Source organism: Cupriavidus mimosae (assembly GCF_023952485.1).
GTDB classification, from domain to species: domain Bacteria; phylum Pseudomonadota; class Gammaproteobacteria; order Burkholderiales; family Burkholderiaceae; genus Cupriavidus; species Cupriavidus taiwanensis_C.
This window is the reverse complement of sequence record NZ_JALHRY010000001.1, coordinates 606758-626985: the sequence shown is the minus strand read 5'-3', so window position 1 is coordinate 626985 and position 20228 is coordinate 606758. Positions and strand designations below refer to the sequence as shown.

Annotated in this window: 14 protein-coding genes; 5 read left to right on the top strand and 9 right to left on the bottom strand. The window is 66.7% G+C overall.

The window, feature by feature from the left end; all coding sequences use genetic code 11:
• The first annotated feature begins 47 nt into the window (after positions 1–47).
• The 4 genes from MKD50_RS02730 (at position 48) to MKD50_RS02715 (ending at position 4336) form a co-directional block, all read left to right on the top strand.
• The gene (locus MKD50_RS02730) at positions 48–833 is read left to right on the top strand and encodes an aldolase (RefSeq protein WP_252666305.1); all 786 of its coding nucleotides are present in this window, start codon (positions 48–50) and stop codon (positions 831–833) included.
• 79 nt (positions 834–912) lie between these two features.
• Positions 913–2457 (top strand): FAD-dependent monooxygenase, encoded by a 1545-nt coding sequence (locus MKD50_RS02725; protein ID WP_252666304.1) that lies wholly within the window; start codon positions 913–915, stop codon positions 2455–2457.
• A complete protein-coding gene (locus MKD50_RS02720) occupies positions 2457–3932 on the top strand; it encodes an aldehyde dehydrogenase family protein (RefSeq protein WP_252666303.1) in 1476 nt (491 codons plus the stop codon). Before MKD50_RS02725 ends, MKD50_RS02720 begins: the two co-directional genes overlap by 1 nt.
• Complete coding sequence (locus MKD50_RS02715) at positions 3932–4336, top strand: RidA family protein (RefSeq protein WP_252666302.1); 405 nt, start codon at positions 3932–3934, stop codon at positions 4334–4336. The genes MKD50_RS02720 and MKD50_RS02715 overlap by 1 nt, the downstream gene beginning before the upstream one ends.
• 143 nt (positions 4337–4479) lie before the next feature.
• Here MKD50_RS02715 and MKD50_RS02710 read toward each other — a convergent pair whose 3' ends face one another.
• The 4 genes from MKD50_RS02710 to MKD50_RS02695 are packed head-to-tail and all read right to left on the bottom strand — an operon-like array spanning position 4480 to position 12994.
• Positions 4480–5508 carry a tripartite tricarboxylate transporter substrate binding protein gene (locus tag MKD50_RS02710; RefSeq protein WP_115701637.1) on the bottom strand — a complete coding sequence of 343 codons (1029 nt, stop codon included), beginning with the start codon at positions 5506–5508 and terminating at the stop codon, positions 4480–4482.
• 44 nt (positions 5509–5552) lie between these two features.
• Complete coding sequence (locus MKD50_RS02705; protein ID WP_252666301.1) at positions 5553–8024, bottom strand: CaiB/BaiF CoA-transferase family protein; 2472 nt, start codon at positions 8022–8024, stop codon at positions 5553–5555.
• A 45-nt stretch (positions 8025–8069) separates the two neighbouring features.
• Positions 8070–11387, bottom strand: a complete 3318-nt coding sequence (locus MKD50_RS02700; protein ID WP_252666300.1) for an acetyl-CoA carboxylase family protein — start codon at positions 11385–11387, stop codon at positions 8070–8072.
• A gap of 56 nt (positions 11388–11443) precedes the next feature.
• Positions 11444–12994, bottom strand: coding sequence for an acyl-CoA carboxylase subunit beta (locus MKD50_RS02695; protein ID WP_252666299.1), 1551 nt, complete (start codon positions 12992–12994; stop codon positions 11444–11446).
• Positions 12995–13170: 176 nt separating this feature from the next.
• Here MKD50_RS02695 and MKD50_RS02690 point away from each other — a divergent pair, with 176 nt between their 5' ends.
• Entirely contained in the window at positions 13171–14934 is a 1764-nt protein-coding gene (locus MKD50_RS02690) for a sigma-54 interaction domain-containing protein (RefSeq protein WP_252666298.1), read from the top strand.
• 226 nt (positions 14935–15160) lie between these two features.
• Here the strand turns inward: MKD50_RS02690 and MKD50_RS02685 are convergent, their stop codons facing one another.
• The 5 genes from MKD50_RS02685 to MKD50_RS02665 all read right to left on the bottom strand — a co-directional run bounded on the left by MKD50_RS02685 (position 15161) and on the right by MKD50_RS02665 (position 20203).
• Entirely contained in the window at positions 15161–16195 is a 1035-nt protein-coding gene (locus MKD50_RS02685) for a Bug family tripartite tricarboxylate transporter substrate binding protein (RefSeq protein ID WP_252666297.1), read from the bottom strand.
• 95 nt (positions 16196–16290) lie between these two features.
• Positions 16291–17202, bottom strand: a complete 912-nt coding sequence (locus tag MKD50_RS02680) for an HpcH/HpaI aldolase/citrate lyase family protein (protein WP_252666296.1) — start codon at positions 17200–17202, stop codon at positions 16291–16293.
• A gap of 63 nt (positions 17203–17265) precedes the next feature.
• Complete coding sequence (locus MKD50_RS02675; RefSeq protein ID WP_252666295.1) at positions 17266–18507, bottom strand: CaiB/BaiF CoA transferase family protein; 1242 nt, start codon at positions 18505–18507, stop codon at positions 17266–17268.
• On the bottom strand, positions 18504–18992 hold the full coding sequence (locus tag MKD50_RS02670) for a MaoC family dehydratase (protein ID WP_115701649.1): 489 nt from the start codon (positions 18990–18992) through the stop codon (positions 18504–18506). The genes MKD50_RS02675 and MKD50_RS02670 overlap by 4 nt, the downstream gene beginning before the upstream one ends.
• Positions 18989–20203, bottom strand: a complete 1215-nt coding sequence (locus MKD50_RS02665) for an acyl-CoA dehydrogenase family protein (protein WP_240987493.1) — start codon at positions 20201–20203, stop codon at positions 18989–18991. Before MKD50_RS02665 ends, MKD50_RS02670 begins: the two co-directional genes overlap by 4 nt.
• Positions 20204–20228 lie beyond the last annotated feature (25 nt).

Here is a 20228-nt window from a genome sequence, read left to right as displayed (position 1 = left end):
GCGCGCCGCTGAGCGAGGGATGGCAGTAAGACCAAAGGAGGCAACAGATGACGCATGAGGACCGGAAGAGTTTCACGGAGGATCAGGTCAGACGGTTGGCCGTCGGCCTTCAACCCGGCAGCTGGACGGAGGAGGAGAAGATCGCGCTCGCATGCCGCATGCTGGCGCTGGAAGGACACTCGCGCACGCTGGCGGGGCAAATTACGGTGAGAAGCGCGCAGGGCACGTTCCTGACGACGCCACTGGCGGTGGGTTTCGACGAGGTCGACACCGGCCAGATCCTTCGCATCGACGAATCGATCAACGTCATCCAGGGCAGCGGCGCCGCCAATCCGGCGATCCGCTTTCACCTGTGGATCTACCGCGCGCGTCCTGACGTCAAATGCATCATCCATACCCATGCGCCATACATATCGGCCCTGTCCATGACCGGGAGGCGCTTGCGCGTGGCCCACATGGATGCCACGCCGTTTGCCGATGACTGCGGATTTCTCGCTGAATGGCCTGGACTGCCGATCGCCGACAGTGAAGGCGAGATCATTGCCACGGCACTCGGGAAAAACCGAAGCGTGCTGCTTGCCCATCACGGCTTTCTCTGCGCCACCGGCTCCATAGAGGAGTCGGCTTATCTGTCGATGCTGATCGAGAACGCTGCGCAGCTACAACTGATGGCTGAGTCGACCGGCTCGATTGCCGAACTCGATCCTGGCCTGGCAAGGGAATCCCATGACTTTCTGCTGCGCCCGGAAATCGTCCGGGCGAGCTTTGCCATGTTTGGCCGACGGGCGCTCCGTGCCAGTTTGCCAACGCCATGGGCTGGCCGTGCTTCCTGACTAGCGGTCTTGTCGAAACACGTCGGAAATTGCCACCGACATTGACCGACACGGGAACCAATACCTTCGGGAGTAAAAAATGCTTACCAAATATCAAGTCGTCATTGCCGGTGCTGGTCCGGTAGGGTGCTGGCTGGCGGGAGAACTGCAACTCGCCGGAATCTCGACCCTGGTGCTGGACCAAAGCGAATCGATCGATCCTCAGTCGCGGGCCTTGACGGTGCACCCACGCACGATCGAGACCTTCGCATCGCGAGGCGTGGAAAAGGCGTTTCTCGATGAGGGGGTTGCAATCCCCGCCGGACATTTTGGGCTTCTGGATTACCGGCTCAACTTCCGACCGCTCGAGTCGCCGTATCCCTTTACCCTGGCGATTCTTCAAGCGCGGACGACCGAGCTGCTGCAACAGCGGGCACGCGATCTCGGCGCCGAGATCCGACGCGGGCACCAAGTCCAGTCGTTTACGGAAACCGAATCGACGGTCACCGTCGCAGTGCAAGGTCCAGACGGGCCCTACTCCGTGGACACTGAGTACCTCGTCGGCTGCGATGGCGTGCGAAGCACGGTGCGGAACTGCGCCGGGATTCCCTTCCCCGGCACCGATGCCACCGTCTACGGATGGCTAGGTGACGTCATTCTGGACTCCCCACCCAACGACGTTGCCATCAACAAATGGACGTCCGCCGGAGCGATTGCGGTAGTCAAGCTCCCGGGAGAGCGTCATCGGCTTGTCGGAATTTCTCCCGATGACGTCCGGACGGATCGTCCCGGAGCGTTCACGCTCGAGGAACTGCGGGCAAAAACTGTCGCGATCATGGGGACTGACTATGGCATGCACAGTCCTTCGTGGCTGTCGCGCTACAGCAATACCGCCCGGCAGGCCGAGGCTTACCGCAAGGGACGCATCCTGCTGGCCGGCGACGCCGCACACCAGCATATGCCGGCCGGCGGCGTCGGCCTGAACGTCGGCATCCAGGACGCCATGAACCTCGGCTGGAAACTCGCCGCGACAATCCATGGCTGGGCCCCGGCGGGCCTGCTCGACAGCTACCACGCCGAACGCCATCCGGTCGGTCAGAACCTGCTTGAGCACACTCAGGCGCAGACGTTACTGATGAGTGTCTTCACCAATGAATGCCGGGATCTGCGTTCATTGCTCCAGAAGCTGATCCTGGAGAACCCTGCGCTCGAGATAAGCCTGGTCAAGCGGCTGACTGGCCTGTCGGTTGCCTACCCGTCCGCCGGGCCGGCTCATGCTCTCGTCGGACAGCGTGTTCCAGACCTGATGTTCCAGCGTTCAAGCGAGGGCATGTTCCAGAAGCTTCACAACGGGCGCTATGTCATGCTCGATCTGCGAGCCGATACGGCGTTGGCCAGCCCACTCCGCTGCGATGACCTTGGGCCCCATGCCAGCGCTTGCGTGGACATGCATTTCACTGCGTTGACGCCCGATGCGCCAGCCTCCTGGGCCGGTCTCACCGCCATGCTGGTGCGTCCTGATGGATATCTTGCCTGGGCGAGCGCGGACCACGAGACGGCGACACTGAAAGCCGAGTTAGCCAAGATAGGCAGCGCCACGTTCGCGCCAGTCTCGGCAGCATCGATCACCGCGGAGGTCCACTGATGAACGCTTACTCGCCGCAACAGCTCAAGGCCTGCGACGGTTCAGCAGTCTTGCCCGACTGCATGCTTATTGGCGGTGTCCTGGTTAAAGGCGCCGCCACCATGGACGTAGTGAACCCGGCCACGGGCATGGTCTTTGGTGTCGCGCCGCGCGCATCGGCCAACCAGGTTGAGCAGGCCATAGCAAGCGCAAAAGCAGCGCTGGAAAAGTGGTCGCGCAGCGATCTAACGTACCGGCGCAGTGTGCTGCGGGACATTGCCGACGCCGTCGACGCGAATGCCGGCCAGCTTGCATGCCTGCTCACGCAGGAACAGGGCAAACCCATTGCCGATGCGATGATGGAAGTCCAGGGCACTGCCACGTTCTTTCGGCATGTCGCCGACGCTGAACTGGGGCCGGTTTCCCTCGAACACAGCGTGGTCCGCCAGGTCGAAATGCATCGACGTCCGCTGGGTGTGGTCGCGGTGATCGTACCCTGGAATTTCCCGTTGCTGCTGATGGCCTTCAAGGTTCCTGGCGCGCTCCTGACCGGTAACACGGTCGTGATTAAACCGGCTGCGACGACCCCGCTGACGACCTTGATGTTCGCCCGGCTGGTTGCCTCCATCGTTCCGGCCGGTGTGCTCAATGTGGTAACCGACAGCAACGACCTGGGCAGCATTCTGACCTCGCATCCGGATATCGCGAAGGTGTCGTTTACCGGCTCCACCGCAACTGGGTACTCGGTGATGGCCAATGCGGCAAAAACGCTGAAGCGTGTCACCCTCGAACTGGGCGGAAACGACCCGGCCATCGTGCTTGATGACGCCGTTCCGGCAGACATCGCGCAGGGCATCTTCCGTGCCGCCTTCTTCAATGCAGGTCAGGCGTGCATTGCCATCAAACGTCTGTATATCCACTCATCCATCTACGACGAGCTTTGCGCTGAGCTGGTCAGCCTTGCTACAGGCGTCACGGTTGGCGACGGATCGCACAGCGGGACGACCATGGGGCCACTCCAGAATCGTGCCCAGTATGAAAAGGTCAAGGGCATTCTGGCCGACGCCGCTACGAAGGGACGGATTGTAACTGGCGGCCAAATTGACGATAGCGAAGGCTACTTCATCCGTCCGACCATTGTCGCTGATATCGAGGAAGGTGCCCGGCTGGTCGACGAGGAGCAGTTTGGCCCGGTGCTTCCGCTAATTCGTTATACCGATCTCGACGACGCCATTCGACGCGCGAATGCCAGCGAATACGGTCTTGGGGCGTCGGTGTGGTCCTCGGACGTCAGCCGGGCCCGGGATGTGGCGGAACGACTGGTATGCGGCAGCGTCTGGATCAACCAGCATCTTGATCTGGCCCCGCATATTCCGCAGGCGGGCGCAAAGCAGTCTGGGTTCGGCGTAGAGCTTGGCGGCGAAGGCCTTCTGGAATTTACCCAGATTCAAGTCGTCAACATCCGCGGCGACAAGGTACAAGAGGAGTTGAGTTGATGGGAAACAGCGTACGCAGGATCAACCCTCCGGGGCTTCCGCAACTTGAGAGCGTGATCTCCCACGCAATTGTCGTGGAGCCGGCAGGCCTGATCTATACCTCAGGCCAGCTGTCATGGGATGAGAGCGGTGCCTTGGTCGAAGGCACGATGATCGAGCAGTTTCGCCGGGCCTATGCCAACATCGATCTCGTGCTCCAGGCCGCAGGGTCTTCGCGGGAAAAGATCGTGAACGAGGTGATCTACCTGGTCGATTATTCACCCGATACCGCCGGTGAACTGGTGGCGGCGCTCGCATCGGCACGACCGCCAGGGTCGGTTCCGCCCACGAGCACCGTCGTCGGGGTCCAGACGCTTTTCGCGCCTGGCTTCCTGGTCGAGGTGCAAGTGGTTGCAACGACCTGACCAGGTCACGCGCGCGGGGGTCCCGCGGCATGCACCCGGTAGCGCCAGGCCAGTCTGCCGCAAGACCGCCGCCTGGCGCTATCAGACCCATCCACCGAAGTGCACATTGCTCGCAGAATTCGCGTGCCGCGTCGTCTGCCGGCTCAATCGAGAGTAATGGCTTCGCGCTGGATCACCGCGGTCCAGTTGCCCTCCTCCCTTGCCACGCGCTTGGCGAAACTGGCCGGATCGATCATCACGACATCGCCTTGCTGGCCCAGCGCTGTCTTGGCCTTGCTGTCCTCGAGCAGCCCTTGCGTGACCGAATGCAGCTTCTGCACGATCTGCGGCGGCGTGCCGGCCGGTACCAGCATGCCGATCCAAAAGGTCACGTCGAAGGGAGAGATGCCAAGCTCCTCCAGCGTTGGCACATCCGGCAACTGCGCCATGCGCTTCGGTGCGCTAACGGCGAGGGGCTTGAGCTTGCCCGCTTTTATCTGAGGCAGCGCCGTCCACGTGTCGAAGGCGGTATCCAGCTCACCGCTGATCACGGCCAGTTGCGCCTGTGCCGCGGACTTGTACGGAATGTGCGTGGTCTTGATCCTGGTGCGGTTGTTCAGCATGGCAAAGCTGAGATGCGCGATATTGCCCGGCCCGGCCGAGCCATAGCTGACCTTGCCGGGATGCTGCGTCGCGTAGCGCACAAGCTCCGGCACCGAACCGACCGCGTTCTTCTGCGACCAGTCAGGATTGGTGACGAGGATAAAAGGCGCCTCGAGGACCAGCGTGACCGGCGTGAAGTCCTTGGGCGAATAGGTGCCCTTCTTGTAGATCTGCGGGTTGATGGTGATGCTGCTGGAGTTAGTCACCAGCAAGGTATAGCCGTCGGGCGCAGCCTTGGCGGCCTCGCCCACGCCGATCAGTCCGTTCGCGCCCGCCTTGTTTTCCACCACCACAGGCTGGCCGAGGGACTTGGTCAGCCGCTCCGAAAGAACCCGGGCCACGGTATCCGTGAACGACCCCGCCGGAAAGGGAACAATCATCCGGATCGGCTTGTTGGGCCAGCCGGTATTCTGCGCCGCGGCCGGCGCGGCCATCGTGGTAGCCAGAATGCCAAGCGCGGCCGCCGCCACGCCGAGTTTGCCGGCCTTTGCACCTGCCTGGCAGCGCTGGATCCATGTCGGTTTGTTCATGTCGTCTCCGTATCGTGAATGGTGTTTCTGAATACTTGCAGGGCTTATGGCATTGGCGTTGCCCGCCGGGGTTTCGCGACGGTGCCGGTGATGCCCTGTTGTGCCAGGCTTGCGATCCGGTCCGCGCCCAGCCCAAGCACGCGGCGCAGCACCGCTTCGGTGTGTTCGCCCAGCGTCGGCGCGACATGGCGGATGGGCACGGGGTCCGGCCCGGTCCTGAACCATGCGGTGCTGGCTGTGTAGGTGCCGATGTGGGCGCGCTCGACTTCGCGCCAGAACCCGCGCGCGCGCAGGTGGGGGTCCTGCAGCACCTGCGACATGGGCAGCACCACGCCGGCGGCGATGCCGGCCTGTTGCAGCTGGTGCATTGCCGCTTCGGCGTCGCGGAGCACGCACCAGGACTTGATCGCCTGCTCGATCCTGTCCTCCTCGGCGCGCCGTCCCGCGGCCTGCGCCAGGCGGGGATCGGCCGCAAGGTCGGCCCGGCCGATCGCCCCGCACAGCGCGGGCCAGTCCGCGTCGGTCACCGTCAGCACGATCCACGCATCGTCGCCTGCGCAACGGAAGCATCCATGCGGGGCATGCATCGGATGGCGATTGCCCTGCCGCGGCGACACGGCGCCGCAGACGGATTGCTCCAGCAGGAACGGTGCGGCCATCGGCAACATGGCCTCCACCTGCGACAGGTTGATGTGGCGCCCCTGGCCAGTCGCTTGCTGGGCAAACAGCGCAAGCAGGATCGCCGCGCCGCCGTTCAGGCCGCCGATCGGATCGCCATAGGCGTACGACGTCATGGCGGGCGGACCATCGGGATGCCCAGTGTATAGCGGCAGCCCGCTGGCCTGCTCGAGCGTGCCGCCGTACGCACGGGTATTGCTCCACGCGTTGCCGAGTCCGAAGGCCGGCATCGACAGCATCACCAGCCGTTCGTTCCTGGCGCGCAGTGCTTCGTAGTCCAGGCCGAGCTTTGGCAGGACCTCGGCGGAATAATTCTCGATGACCGCGTCGGCACCTTCGACCAGCTGCAGCAGCAACTGCTTGCCTTCGGGGCGTGTCAGGTCCAGCGTGATCCCCAGCTTGTTGCGGTTCATCAGGTTGAAGTTCGAGTTCTTCTCGTACAGCCTGTCCCGATAGAACGCCTCGGTGAAATTGGCGCCGCGCCACCAGTCGGGATAGCCTGTGCTTTCGACCTTGATGATCTCCGCGCCAAAGTCGGCCAGCGTCCGCGCAGCCAGCGGCCCCGCCCAGCCCATGGTCAGGTCGACGACGCGAACGCCCTGCAGCGGCAAGCGCTCGCCGGCCGTGCGCCTGAGGCTCAGGCGCGGGCGATGATCCAGTCCCGCGGTGCGGTAGTGCAGGTCATGCGCGCCCTTTGCCGGCGCATTGCCGCCGGGCAGCGGACCTGCCGCCTCGAGACGCAGCGGCACCACCGGGCCCTCGAACGAAGCGCCGCCCACGCCGACCGGCACGAAAGCGCCGCGCTGCCGGTGCACTGCCTGGCCCAGCAGGGTCTCCATGGTCGGCACGATCACGGCCGGATGCTTCTTGTCGCCCAGTACCTCGAACCACTGCCGGGCCGTGCGCGTCAGAAACGCGGGCAGCAGCAGCGCGTCGATCTCGTCGGCGCGTTCCATCCGCTCCGGCCCGCTTGCGTAGCGTGGATCGCTGCCGAGGTCCGGACGACCGATGGCCTCGCACAGGCCCTTCCACTGCGGCAGCGTGTGCGTAAAGATGCCGATCCACCCTTCGGCGGTCTGGTAGATCCCGGCCGGATGCGTGCCGCAGAACCGGTTGACGCCAAGGCGCCGCAGCGGATGGCGCTGGTCCTGCACCATGCCCGCTTCCATCTCGACCACGCCGAACACCGCTTCGTGGGCGCTCAGCACATAGCGGCGGCTGCCCTGCCCGCTTCCGATCAGCGCCGCGACGGCGGCCGAGAATGCGCTCAGACCGACCACGATCGCCGACTGAACGTCGTGCGGCATGTGCGGCGGCCCATCCGCAGGGCCGCTGCCGTGCACGGCGCCGGCAAGCCCGCGGCACACGGCTTCGGCGCCGGCGTAATGGCTGTACGGCCCGCTCTCGCCAAACCAGGTCAGCGCCACCTCGATCGGCTCGTGCAGTGGCGTGTCGCCGGCCGCCCGTTGCCAGACCGGGGTGGCGAGGATGCCAGGGCCTTCAGCCAGCGCACGGGCGTCCAGCACCACGTCGCACGTCAGCGCCAGCTGCGCCAGCCACGCGCCGTCCTCTACTTGTCGGTCGTCGGCGGTAACGCTTCGCTTGTTGGTGTTCAGCCACGCAAACAGCGCGCTTTCCGGCTGGCCGGCATCCGCCGCGCTGACCAGCGGCGGCATCCGCCGCCACGCGTCGCCCGCCGGACTCTCCGCCTTGATGACCTCGGCGCCGAAGTCGGCAAACAGCTTGCCCGCGTACGCCAGCGCCGGGCCGCTGCCGACCTCGAGCACGCGCAAGCCGCCCAGCGCCAGCTGCGCCGGGTCAAACCCATGCTTCATCATGGAAACCTCTTGTGCTGTGTGCAGGGATTGGTCGGGCACGGTGCTTTACCACGCATCGATGAATCCGCGGCGCTCCCTGCGGCCGCGCAAGTCCGCCGAGGCGATGCCCTGGGCGATCCACTTGCGGGTCTGCGCGGGGTCGATCACCGCATCGATCTCGACGGCGGCCGCGGTGTTGATCGCGTGGCCGCGCTCGTAGGACTGGGCCACCAGCCTGTCGAACAGCGCCTTGCGCTCGGGACCATCCGGCACCGCCTCAAGCTCCTTCTTGAAGCCAAGCCTGACCGCGCCCTCCAGACCCATCGGCCCGAATTCGCCGGTCGGCCACGACACGGTAAAACTTGCCGAGCGGAAGCCACCGCCCGCCATGGCCATCGCACCCAGGCCATAGCCCTTGCGCAGCGTCACCGCCAGCAACGCGACCCGCAGCTTGGCCGCCGTCAGGAACATGCGCGACACGTGCCGCACCTGCGCCCGGGCCTCGCATTCCGGACCCACCATGAACCCCGGGGTGTCGATCAGCGAGATGATCGGCAGGCCGTGCGCATCGCACAGCTGCATGAAGCGCGACGCCTTGTCCGCGGCGTCCGCATCGATGGCGCCGCCAAGGTGATAGGGGTTGTTGGCCATGATGCCGACGGGCTGGCCTTCCACGCGGGCCAGCGCGGTGTGGATGCCCGCGCCGAAGCCGCTGCGCAGCATCAGCACGCTGCCGGTGTCGGCGATGCCCTCGATGGCCTTGCGGGTGTCATACACGCGCAGCCGGTTCTCCGGCACGACATGGCGCAGCGCCAGCGCTTGCGGCGCGCTCCAGTGCGCCACGCGCCCCTGGAACATCGACAGGTAGTGCTTCGCCGCCCGCACGGCTTCGGCCTCGTTGTCGACCAGGATGTCGACCACGCCGTTGGCGACCTGCACCGATGCTGGACCGACGTCCTCGGGGCGGAAGATGCCGAGGCCGCCGCCTTCGATCATGGCCGGTCCCGCCATGCCGATATTGGCCGACTTGTCGGCAATGATGACGTCGCAGCAGCCGACGAAGGCCGCGTTGCCGGCGAAGCAGCGCCCCGAGACAATGCCCACCACCGGCACATTGCCGCTCAGCTCGGCAAAGGCGGCGAACGACGGCTGGTACAGCCCGGACACCGAAGGGAAATCCACGTCCCCGGGCCGGCCGCCACCGCCTTCGCCGAACAGCACCAGGGGCAGCTCGTCGCGCAGCGCCACCTCGACGATGCGGTCGGTCTTGATGTGGTTGCGCTTGCCTTGCGTGCCGGCCATCACCGTGGCGTCGTAGGCCATCACCGCGCTGCGTGCCCGCTCCTTGCCGACCAGTTCGCCGTTGATATGGCCGATGCCGGTGATCAGGCCATCCGCCGGGGTGTTGACGATCAGGTCCTGCTGGGTGCGGCGCGACGACTGCGCGGCGAGCGCCAGCGCGCCGTACTCCACGAACGTATCCGGGTCGCACAGGTCGGCGACGTTCTCGCGCGCGGTGCGCTGGCCGCGCGAGCGGCGCCTGGCGACGGCATCGGGTCGCGCGGCGTCGTCCAGGTAGGCATGCCGGTCGAGCACGCGCTGCAGGTCGGCGCGGATCGCATCGGGATCGGCCTGCGGCGCGGCGGCCACGGCGATGCCATCGGCCTCGAGCTGCTCCAGCACGATCAGCACCTGGTTTTCCGAAGCCAGCGCGCCCGGCTCCAGCCGCAGGTCGACCACGCGCCCGCCGCATTCGGCGACGATGGCGTGCTCCATCTTCATGGCGTCGAGCACCGCGACGGTCTGGCCGGGCTTGACGATCTCGTCCAGCGCGACGCCAATCTCCACCACCCTGCCCGTCAGCGGGGCACGAACCGCCACCAGGCCCTCGCTGATTTCCTCTTCCGGATCGGCGTGGCGTGGCGCGAGCGGCTGCGATGCGCCGGCCGCGCCGCCCAGCAAGGCTTCGTGCGCGCGTCCAGCTTGCGCAATGGCTTCCGCCGCCGCGCTCAGCTCCGGCACGATCGCCTCGAAGTGCCGGGTATGGACATCCTGCGCGACGAAATCGTCTCGCTGCACCAGCGCGCGCAGCAGGTTGAGGTTGGTTGGCACGCCGGCGATGCGGAACTCCGCCAGGCTGCGCTGCAGGCGCCGTACCGCCGCGTCGAATTTCGGCGCTGCGCTGGTGACGATCAGCTTGGCCAGCAGGGTGTCGAAATTGGGCGACGGTTCATAGCCGGTGTAGCCATGCGAATCGACGCGGACGTCGGGGCCCGAAGGCGGGTCGAAGCGCTCCAGGCGGCCGTGTGCGGGACGCGCCAGGCCCTGTGCATCGGTCATCTCCGCATTGATGCGCACCTGGATGGCATATCCCCTGGCCTGCGGCGGCGCAGCGGGATCCAGGCCGAGACCGGAGAGCGTCTGTCCCGCGGCGATGCCGATCTGCAGCGCGACCAGGTCGACGCCGGTGACCTGTTCGGTGATGGTGTGCTCGACCTGCAAGCGCGGATTGGCCTCGATAAAGACAAAGTCCTTCTGCTCGCCGGACTCGGTTTCCTCGACCAGGAACTCGAAGGTGCCCAGGCTCTGGTAGTTGACGCGGCGCGCCAGCCTGAGCGCCGCCTTGATGATCTGCTCGCGCAGCTGCGGCTTCAGTACCGGGCTGGGGGCGATCTCCACCAGTTTCTGGAAGCGGCGCTGCAGGGTGCAGTCGCGTTCGCCGAGGGCAATCACGTGCGCGCCGTCGCCGGCGATCTGCACTTCGATATGGCGCGCGCGGGCAACCAGCCGCTCGGCATAGACGGCATCGATACCAAACGCCGAGCCCGCCTCGGAACGGCAGCGTGCATAGGCTTCGGCCAGGTCTTCACGCCGGCGGACCACGCGCATGCCGCGGCCGCCGCCACCGCCCACCGCCTTGATCACCACGCCCGCGCCGCCTTGCTGGTCGAAGAAACTGGTGATGTCTTCCAGCGAGGCCGCGCCGCGCGTCGCCGGCATGACGCGCACGTCGCAGTCGGCCGCCAGTTCAAGCGCTCGTCCCTTGTCGCCGAACAGCGCGAGCTGCTCGACGGTGGGGCCGATGAAGCGGATGCCGGCGTCATGGCAGCCCTGGGCAAAGTCGGCCCGTTCGCTGAGGAAGCCATAGCCCGGATGGATCGCATCGCAGCCGGATGCCTTGGCCGCGGCGATGATGCCTGCCATGTCGAGGTACGCAGCCGGCCCGGCGCCGTCGAGCGCAACCGCCTCGTCGGCCAGGATCCGGTGCAGCGCGCCCTGGTCGTCCTGCGAATAGACCGTGACGGTCCCGATCTCGAGATCGCGTGCGGCGCGCAGCACGCGCAGCGCGATCTCCCCTCGATTGGCGATCAACAGCTTCTTCAATGCAGTCTCCTCTCTGTAATTCGATGTCCGCGGCGTGCCCGAGTCCAGAGCCGCGCTCAGGGCCGGATGCCAAAGCGGCTGATCCCGGCCTCGCGCAGCGGCGCCGCCAGGTTGGCGAACTCGCACAGCAGCGTGCGGGTGTCGCGCGGGTCGATGATGTCCTCGATGACGAAGGCTTCCGCGCTGCGGAACGGCGACGTCAGGCTGCGTACGCGCAGCTCGATCTCGGCGCGCTTCTGCACCGGATCATCGGCGCCTTCGATCTCGGCCTTGTAGGCAACGTCGAGGCCGCCTTCGAGCGGCAATGCGCCCCAGTTGGCGGAGGGCCAGGCGTAGCGGAAATTGAAGCGCCCCATGTGCTGGTGGCCGGCCGCCGACACGCCATAGGCGCGGCGCAGGATCACCGAGCACCACGGCACCGTGGCCTGGTAGAGCGCCGACAGCGCGCGCACGCCGTAACGCATGATCCCTGCCTTCTCTGCGTCCAGGCCGACCTGGAACCCGGCCGTATCGACCAGGTTGACCACCGGCAGATGGAAGGCCTGGGCCATGTCGACGAAGCGCGTGAATTTCTCGGCGCTGTCGCTGTCCCAGCTGCCGCCATGGAAGGAAGGGTCGCTGGCGATCACCGCCACGGGCCAGCCATCCAGGCGGGCCAGCGCGGTCACGACGGCGCAGCCCCAGTGCCGGCCGATCTCGAAGCAGGAATCGGCATCCACCAGCGCCTGCATGATCGGCCGGATCTTGTAATCGGCCCGGCTGTCCCGCGGAATCGCCGACAGCAGCCATTGGTCGCGCCGCGCGGGGTCGTCGCCGGGCTCGCCGCGCGACGGCAGCTCAAAGACGGAAGGCGGCAGATAGGACAGGAATTGGCGGGCGCGCGCGAAGGCCTCCTGTTCGGTGCGGACCTCATCGTCGACCACGCCATTGCGGGTATGGATCTGGCTGCCGCCCAGCTCGTTCTTGCTCAGCGCCTCGCCCACGCGGGCCACGACCGAGGGCGGGCCCTCGCTGAACAGTTGCGAGGTTTCCTTGACCATCACCGAATAGTGGCTCGCGGCCACGCGCGCCGCCCCCATGCCCGCCACGGAACCCAATGTCAGCGACACCACCGGCACCACCGACATGTTCTCCACCACGTGTTGCCAGACCTTCATGGTGGGAATCAGGGTATGGCCCTTGATCTCGATATTGCGCACCGAACCGCCGCCGCCGGTGCCGTCGACCAGCCGGATCATGGGCAGCCGCAGGTCGTGCGCCATCTTCTCGGCATGGACCAGCTTGTCGCCCACTGCGCCCTCGTTGGCACCGCCGCGCACGGTGAAGTCGTCCCCCACCAGCACCGCCGGCCGGCCGCCGACCTGCGCGCGGCCCATCACCAGGTTCGACGGAACCAGGTCCACCAGCCGGCCGTTGCTGTCGTAGCGGCCGCTTCCGGTCAGGCCGCCGACCTCGCGGAACGAGCCGGGATCAGCCAGGGCATCGATGCGCTCGCGCACGGTCAGCTTGCCGGCGGCCTTGTGGCGCTCGACCTTGGCTTCGCCGCCCATCCGGGCGGCCAGGCGTCGACGGTGGGCCAGTTCATCGATTTCGGGCTGCCAGCTCACTGTCCTCTCCTGTGTCTTTGTGCGGTACATGTGTGTTCAACTTCCCGCAGGAGCCGTGCCAGCCCATCAGGCGTCACTTAGTCATTGATTCGATTGAATAATTTTTCTGACGCGATTACGATGCCTCCAATAACTACACAACGTGTCCGCAGCACAAGCACGCACGGAGACAAAAATTGTCCTCATTGACAACACAAGACGGAGACAAGTTCGCGCTCGGCGTGCTCGTCTGTTCCAGCGACGGGATCCGCGAGGCAGCGCTCGGTGCGTGTGCCGATCCCGCCATCGCCGACGCGGCGGTCGCGGCATGCGCCCGAGCGGGCGCGCCGGGTTCGGGACGCAAGCTGTTCCCCGTCGAGGCAGCCAACCGGCGCTTCATCGGCCTGTCTCTGGAAGACGGCGACCGACAGCTGATCGTCCTGCATCACGCCGACACGCAGGCCGTGCTGCTCGACTTCCTGGGCACAGTGCCCTTCGCCGGCGCGATCCTGGATTACTTCCTGAACGACCCATACCAGGCCATCACCGTGGTCGACAAGGCGGGACGAGTGCGTTTCATCAGCCCCGTCCACGAGAAATTCCTCGGCCTCGACACCGGCGGCGGCATCGGCCGTCCGGCGGCCGAGGTCATCCCCAATTCGCGGCTGCCGCAGGTGGTCGCCAGCGGGAAGGCCGAGATCGGGCAGTTGCAGCAGCTCGACGGCGCCACCCGCGTGGTCAACCGCATGCCGATCCGCCAGGACGGCGAGGTGGTGGGCGCCATCGGGCAGGTCATGTTCAAGGGGCCGGAAGCCCTTGGCCGCATGCACAAGGAGCTGGTTGAATTGCGCTCCGAGGTAGCGCGCTACCAGCGCGAGGTCGATGGCCTTCGCCACGGCCTGCACGAGCGGCAACCGACGTTCGGCCTGATCGGCGAAAGCGCGCCGATGCAACGCCTGCGCCGCGAAATCCAGACCGTGGCCCGCCTCGACGTGCCGGTGCTGATCCTGGGCGAAAGCGGCACCGGCAAGGAACTGGTGGCCCGTGCCATCCACGGCGCCGGGGCCGAGCCGGCCAGCGCGCGGCCGCTGGTCAGCCTGAACCTGGCGGCCCTGCCCGCCACGCTGATCGAGTCCGAGCTGTTCGGCCATGCGCCCGGCGCCTTCACCGGCAGCCAGCGCCAGGGACAGGCGGGCAAGCTCGAACTGGCTGCGGGCGGCACCGTCTTTCTCGACGAGGTCGCCGACATCCCGCTGGAAATGCAGGTCAAGCTGTTGCGCGTGCTGGAAGACCACATGGTCGAGCGCCTTGGCAGCCGCCGCGCGCAGCGGGTCGACTTCCGGCTGGTCTCGGCCACCAACCGCGACATCCCCGAACTGATCGATGCCGGCCGTTTTCGCCTTGACCTGTATTACCGGCTCAGCGGCGTGGTGTTGCGCATCCCCGCGCTGCGCCAGCGGCGCGAGGATATTCCGGCACTGCTGCAGCATTTCGTCGACGCCTTCTGCACGCGCAACGCCATGCCGGCGCCGGGCATCGACCACGAAGTGGCGCGTTACCTCGCCGGCCAGCCATGGCCGGGCAATGTGCGACAGCTGCGCCAGCGCATCGAGGAGGCACTGGTCTTTTGCGATGGCCGGACGCTGCGCGTGGCGGATTTTGCACGCGGCGAGTCGGCGCGCGGGCTAGCGGGACCGCAAAGCCAGCCCGCCGTGCATGCGCCCGAAGAAGCGTATCCCTACGAGACTGCCGCGACGGACAACCTGCCATCGCCCTCCGCCGTACCTCGCTCACCCGCCGAGTCCGCCGCGGGCATGCGGGAGCTGGCCTACGCCGCGGTGATGGACGCCGTCGCGCGCCATGGCGGCAACAAGAAACGCGCGGCCGAGCAATTGAAGATTTCCCGCTCGCATCTGTACAAGATCCTGGAGCGCGGGCCGCACGCGTCGCGATCGAAATAGGTGCCTCCGTTCAGGCTGACGGCTACTGGTAGGTTCATCAGGCGCCGTGTAGCCGTCATAGCCGCCAGGCACGAACTGGACGCAGTACCGGAACGTGGCTCATGGCGGCGATGCCGCAGCCAAGGGCCAGCACGATGGCGCCGGCCCGGAAACCGCCCGAGTGCGGCCGGATAGCTGGCGAACCGATGCATGCCGAGGGGTAGCAGCACCGGCTCGTCCATGACCATCACTCCATCTGTAGCCCCACCGTCCTCGTCATGGCCTGGTAGGTCGGCCAGGTGCGGCCGATGAACTGCTGCAGCGCTTCACCGGTCAGGGGCGTGTCCTGGCTGCCCAGCTGCTCGCGCACATTCCTGACCGCGTCCGATTCGGTGACCGACTGCCGCACCAGCGTGGCGAGCGTCGAGACGATGCCGGCAGGCAGCCCGGCGGGCCCCAGCAGCATGTTGCACTCGGCCAGGTTGCTGAACACGGGATCCGAGATGCCCTCGTCCGCCCAGGTCGGTATGCCCGGCAATTTGGCCGAACGCGGCCCGGAGATCACCAGCAGCGGCTTGAGCCCGCCGGACGCCAGCCCGCCCGACATGCCGAGCAGCGAGCCGGCCCCGATATCGATATGCCCGGCCAGCAGATCGCCGATCATCGCTCCCGTGCCCTTGTAGTTGATGATGTCGAGCTGGGCCCCGGTCAGCTTCTTCAGCTGGGCCACCATCAGTTGCCAGCCCGAGCCGATGCCGTAGTTGCCGACGCTGACCGGCCGCTTCTGCGCCAGCGCGATCAGTTCCTTGAAGGTGCTGGCGGGCAGACCCTTGGTCGCCACCATCACGCCGACGCCGGTACTCATCGACGCCACCGGGGTGAGCTCGCGCGAGGGGTCGATGGGCGGCTTCTTCAGCAGTACCGGCGCTTGCGCCAGCTGGCTGTGCAAGGTGCACAGCAGCATGCACCCGTCGGGCTTTGCACGGGCCACCGCCTCGGCGGCGATCATGCCGATGCCGCCCGGCTTGTTTTCCACCACCACCGCCACCTTCAGCCTGGCGGAAAAGAACTCGGCGAACGCGCGCGCGGTGCTGTCGTTGGACGAGCCCGGCGCCTGCGCCGCGATGATCCGGATGGGACGCGAGGGCCAGTCGCTGGCAAGCGCCTGGCGTGGCAGCCAGGGCAGCACAGCCGCCCCCGCCGCGGCGCCGAGCAATTGGCGCCGGCGCAGGTTGACGGTATCCGCGGGCAAGTCGTTGCCCGGACCAGGTATGGAATGCATGGGTCTTCTCCCGAATGCTGCAAGCCCGCGGCCGCGATGGGCCGCAGGCACCCTGGCCGCGGCAATGCGCCACGGCCGGCACGGATGGCATGCCGCTACATGCCGATCAGGTCGGCGCGCTGCACCAGGTTCCTGACGATGCGGACCGAGGCGATGTCGATCATCTTGCCCTCGTACTGGACCGCGCCCAGGCCTTGCGACAGCGCTTCGTCATAGGCACGGATCATGTCGCGGGCACGTGCCACGTCAGCAGCGGCCGGCGAGAAGACATCCTGTGCCAGTTCGACCTGCGACGGATGGATGGCCCACTTGCCAACCATGCCGAGGATCATGGCGCGACGCGCTTCCTCGCGGAACGCCTCGGGGCTGCGGAAGTCGGCGAACGGGCCATCGACGGCATCGAGCCGGTGCGCGCGCGCGGCAATCGTCAGCCGCTGGCGCTGGTAGTGCCAGATGTCGCCCGGATAGCCGCCGCTGCCGCCGATGTCGCGCATGGATACGCCCTGGCTGGCCGAGTAGTCGCCCATGCCGAAGATCAGGCATTCCAGCCGCGGCGTCGACGCGGCAATGGCCTCGACGTTCATCATCGCCTCGACTTCCTCGACCAGCACGTCGATGCCGATGCGGTGGCGCAGGCCGAGCTTCTTCTCCATCATCGACAGCAGCTTGTCGACGAACTGCACATCGGCCGCCGACATGGCCTTGGGCAGCATGATGACATCGAGGTTGCGGCCGGCGCCCTCCACCACTTCGATGATGTCCTCGTAGGCGTATTCGGTGGTCAGGTCGTTGATGCGCACGCAGCGCGTGGTGCGGCCCCAGTCGAGCCCGTTGAGCGCATCGACGATCTTGCGCCGTGCCGGGCGCTTTTCGCTGGGCGCCACGGCGTCTTCCAGGTCGAGGAAGACGAAGTCCACGCCCATGCCCGCGGCCTTGGCCATCATCTTCTCGCTCGAGCCCGGCACGGATAGCTGGCAGCGGCGCAGCCGCTTGATCTTCTCCTGCATGATGTTGTCTCCTGCTTGTTGTACTAGTGTTGTCTTTCGCTTCGTCACGGCGTGGCCAGCCGCTTACTGCACCACGCCGTCCGCGCGCAGCGCGGCGATCTCGCCGGCATCGAAGCCGAGGTCGGCCAGGGTGCGGTCGGTGTGCTCGCCAACCATCGGCGCGCGCTGCCGTACGCCTCCGGGCGTAGCGCTCATGCGCACCGGACTGCCCGCAATCGTCAGCGCGCGCGCCGCGCCGGGCTGCTCGGCCTCGACCAGCATCCCGCGAATGCGGAAATGCGGATCGTCGAAGATGTCGGCGGCATCGAACACCGGGCCGAACGGCACCTCGCCGCCCAGCATCCCGGCAAGGGCGCGCTTGGTGTGGCGCATGGTCCAGGCTGCGACCGCCTGCTCCACCTGCGCGCGGTGTCGCACGCGCAACTCGTTGGTGGCAAAGCGCGGATCGTCGGCCCATGGCGGATGGCCCATCCGTTCCACCAGCAGGCGCCAGAAGCGGTCGTTCGGCACGCCCAGGCTGATATAGCCGTCGCTGGCCGGGAACAGCCCGAACGGGCACAGCAGCGGGTGACCGTTGCCCTCGGGTCCCGGCGCCTGCGCCGAGGCGCTGTACTGGAACACCATGCGCTCGCACACCGCCAGCACGGCGTCGACCATGGCCACGTCCACGAACTGGCCGCGGCCGGTGCGCTGCGCGTGCCAGCATGCCGCCGCGATGCCGTAGGCCAGGAACATGGCCGGGACGATATCGCCGACGCCCGGGCCGATCTTGGTCGGCGCGCCGCCGCGCTGCGGGCCGGTAATCCCCATGATGCCGCCCATCGCCTGCGCGACGGGATCGTAGGCGGGCCAACCCGCATAGGCGCTCTCGCCGCTGCGCGGATCGCCGAAGCCGCGCAGCGCCGCGTACACGAGCTTCGGGTTTTCTTCGGCGAGCCGTTCATAGCCCAGCCCGAAGCGTTCCATCACGCCGGCGCGGTAGTTCTCGACCAGCACGTCGGCGCCTCGCACCAGCCGCAGCAGCGTCTCGCGCCCGGCGGCCTGCTTCAGGTCCAGCACCAGCGATTCCTTGTTGCGGTTGATCGAGCCGAAGTAGCCGCCAAAGCCGCCGGACTCCATCCGCAACGCGCCATCGAGATGCGGGCCGTTGCGCCGGGTCTGGTCGCCCCCCGGCGGCTCGATCTTGATCACGCGCGCGCCCTGGTCGGCAAGCATCATCGAGCAATAGGGGCCGGCCAGCATCTGGGTCAGGTCGAGCACCACCATGCCGTCGAGCGCGCCCCTGGCGTGGTCATCCGCGCTCATCGCCCGCCCCAGTGGCTGTTGCGCTTGACCAGCGCGGTGCGCTCCGCCTGCACGCACAGCTTGTCGTCCTGGTTCACGCCGTAGTGGCGGAAACGGACGATGCCGGCATCCTCGCGATCGCCGTCCTCCTTGCCCAGCACCTCGGTGAAGGCGTAGAGCGTGTCGCCGTGGAAGACCGGATGCGACAGGCGGATCTTGTCCAGCGTCAGTTCTTGCAGGCACTGCTCGGCGGTGTCCTGCGCCGCAAGCCCGAGCACCATCGACAGGTTGATCCCGCCGAAGACCACCCGCTGTGCGAAGATGCCGCCGGCGGCGCGCCGCATGGCGTCTTCATTGAAGTGCCCTTCGGCCGTGTTCATGACCATGTTGGTCAGCATCACGTTGTCCATCTCGGTCACCGTCTTGCCGCGCGCATGGCGGATCAGCATGCCCGGCTCGAAGTGCTCGAAGTACCCGTCGGGACTGGTGAGTGCGCAGAGTTTCATGCCGCCTCCTTCGACTGCCGCACCTGCCCGCCGAAGGCGCGGCTGGCGATCATGCCCTCGACCTCGGACTTGCCGAGCAGGCTGTTGGCGATGATGCGTTGCTGGATCTCGGAAGTGCCTTCGAAGATCTTGGTGAGGCGCGCGTCGCGCCAGTAGCGCTCCACCGGGAACAGCCTGGTATAGCCCGCGCCGCCGAAGATCTGCAGCGCCTGCGAGGTCACGCGCTCGGCCATTTCCGAGGCGAAGTACTTCACCATCGACGCCTCCTTGTCGCAGCGGCGCCCGCTGTCGATTTCGTTGCAGACGAAGTAGAGCAGTTGCCGCGCGGCTTCGATCTCGGTGGCCATGGTGGCGATCTTGAAGCGGATCGCCTGGTATTCCGCGATGGGCATGCCGAACTGGCGGCGCTCGAGCGAATAGGCGATCGCGTCTTCCAGCGCGCCCTGCGCCAGGCCGATCGCCCGTGCCGCGGTATGCGCGCGGGCACCCTCCAGGCCCTTGGCCATCAGCAGGAAGGCCTTGCCTTCCGGGCCCATCAGGTTGCGCTTCGGCACGCGCACGCCGTCGAGCGCCAGCTCGAAGGTCTTCCAGCCGAAGTACCCGATCTTCGGGATCGGCGATCCGGTCATGCCGGACGGAAAGCCGCCGCGCTGCTTCTCGATCATGAAGCACGATATGCCTTCCCAGCGCTTGTCGGGCGACGGCGGCGCGGAAGTACGCGCAAACACGATCAGGTAGTCGGCACCGTCGGCAAAGGTGCACCAGTACTTGTTGCCGGTCAGCACCCATTCATCGCCGTCCGGCACGGCCCGGCACGAGATCGACGCCAGGTCGGAGCCGGTATCCGGCTCGGACAGCGCGCTGGCATTGAGGAATTCGCCGCGCACCACGCGCGGCAGGTATTCGCGCCGCATGTCTTCGGGCATCGACTTCATGATCCAGCCGCCCTGCGCACGCGCCACGATCGACGCCACCGACATCCAGCCGCGCGACAGCTGCTCGCAGATCAGGCAATACTCGAAGATCCCAAGGCCCAGGCCGCCGTATTCCTCCGGGATGGTGATGCCGAAGTAGCCCATCTCGGCCATCTTGTCGCGCAGCGACATCGGGATCTCCGCATCCGGGCCGTCCAGCGCGTTGGCCACCGGCAGCACCTCTTTCATGGTGAACTCGCGCGCCGCATCGCGGATCATGCAACGCGCTTCCGTCATGTAACCCAGACCGTCTCCTGACATG

Coding starts and splice junctions, on each gene's coding strand:
- MKD50_RS02675 (WP_252666295.1), bottom strand. CDS start 18,507: ATGAGCGCGGATGACCACGCCAGGGGCGCGCTCGACGGCATGGTGGTG.
- MKD50_RS02665 (WP_240987493.1), bottom strand. CDS start 20,203: ATGACGGAAGCGCGTTGCATGATCCGCGATGCGGCGCGCGAGTTCACC.
- MKD50_RS02680 (WP_252666296.1), bottom strand. CDS start 17,202: ATGCAGGAGAAGATCAAGCGGCTGCGCCGCTGCCAGCTATCCGTGCCG.
- MKD50_RS02730 (WP_252666305.1), top strand. CDS start 48: ATGACGCATGAGGACCGGAAGAGTTTCACGGAGGATCAGGTCAGACGG.
- MKD50_RS02720 (WP_252666303.1), top strand. CDS start 2,457: ATGAACGCTTACTCGCCGCAACAGCTCAAGGCCTGCGACGGTTCAGCA.
- MKD50_RS02685 (WP_252666297.1), bottom strand. CDS start 16,195: ATGCATTCCATACCTGGTCCGGGCAACGACTTGCCCGCGGATACCGTC.
- MKD50_RS02670 (WP_115701649.1), bottom strand. CDS start 18,992: ATGAAACTCTGCGCACTCACCAGTCCCGACGGGTACTTCGAGCACTTC.
- MKD50_RS02710 (WP_115701637.1), bottom strand. CDS start 5,508: ATGAACAAACCGACATGGATCCAGCGCTGCCAGGCAGGTGCAAAGGCC.
- MKD50_RS02715 (WP_252666302.1), top strand. CDS start 3,932: ATGGGAAACAGCGTACGCAGGATCAACCCTCCGGGGCTTCCGCAACTT.
- MKD50_RS02725 (WP_252666304.1), top strand. CDS start 913: ATGCTTACCAAATATCAAGTCGTCATTGCCGGTGCTGGTCCGGTAGGG.
- MKD50_RS02705 (WP_252666301.1), bottom strand. CDS start 8,024: ATGATGAAGCATGGGTTTGACCCGGCGCAGCTGGCGCTGGGCGGCTTG.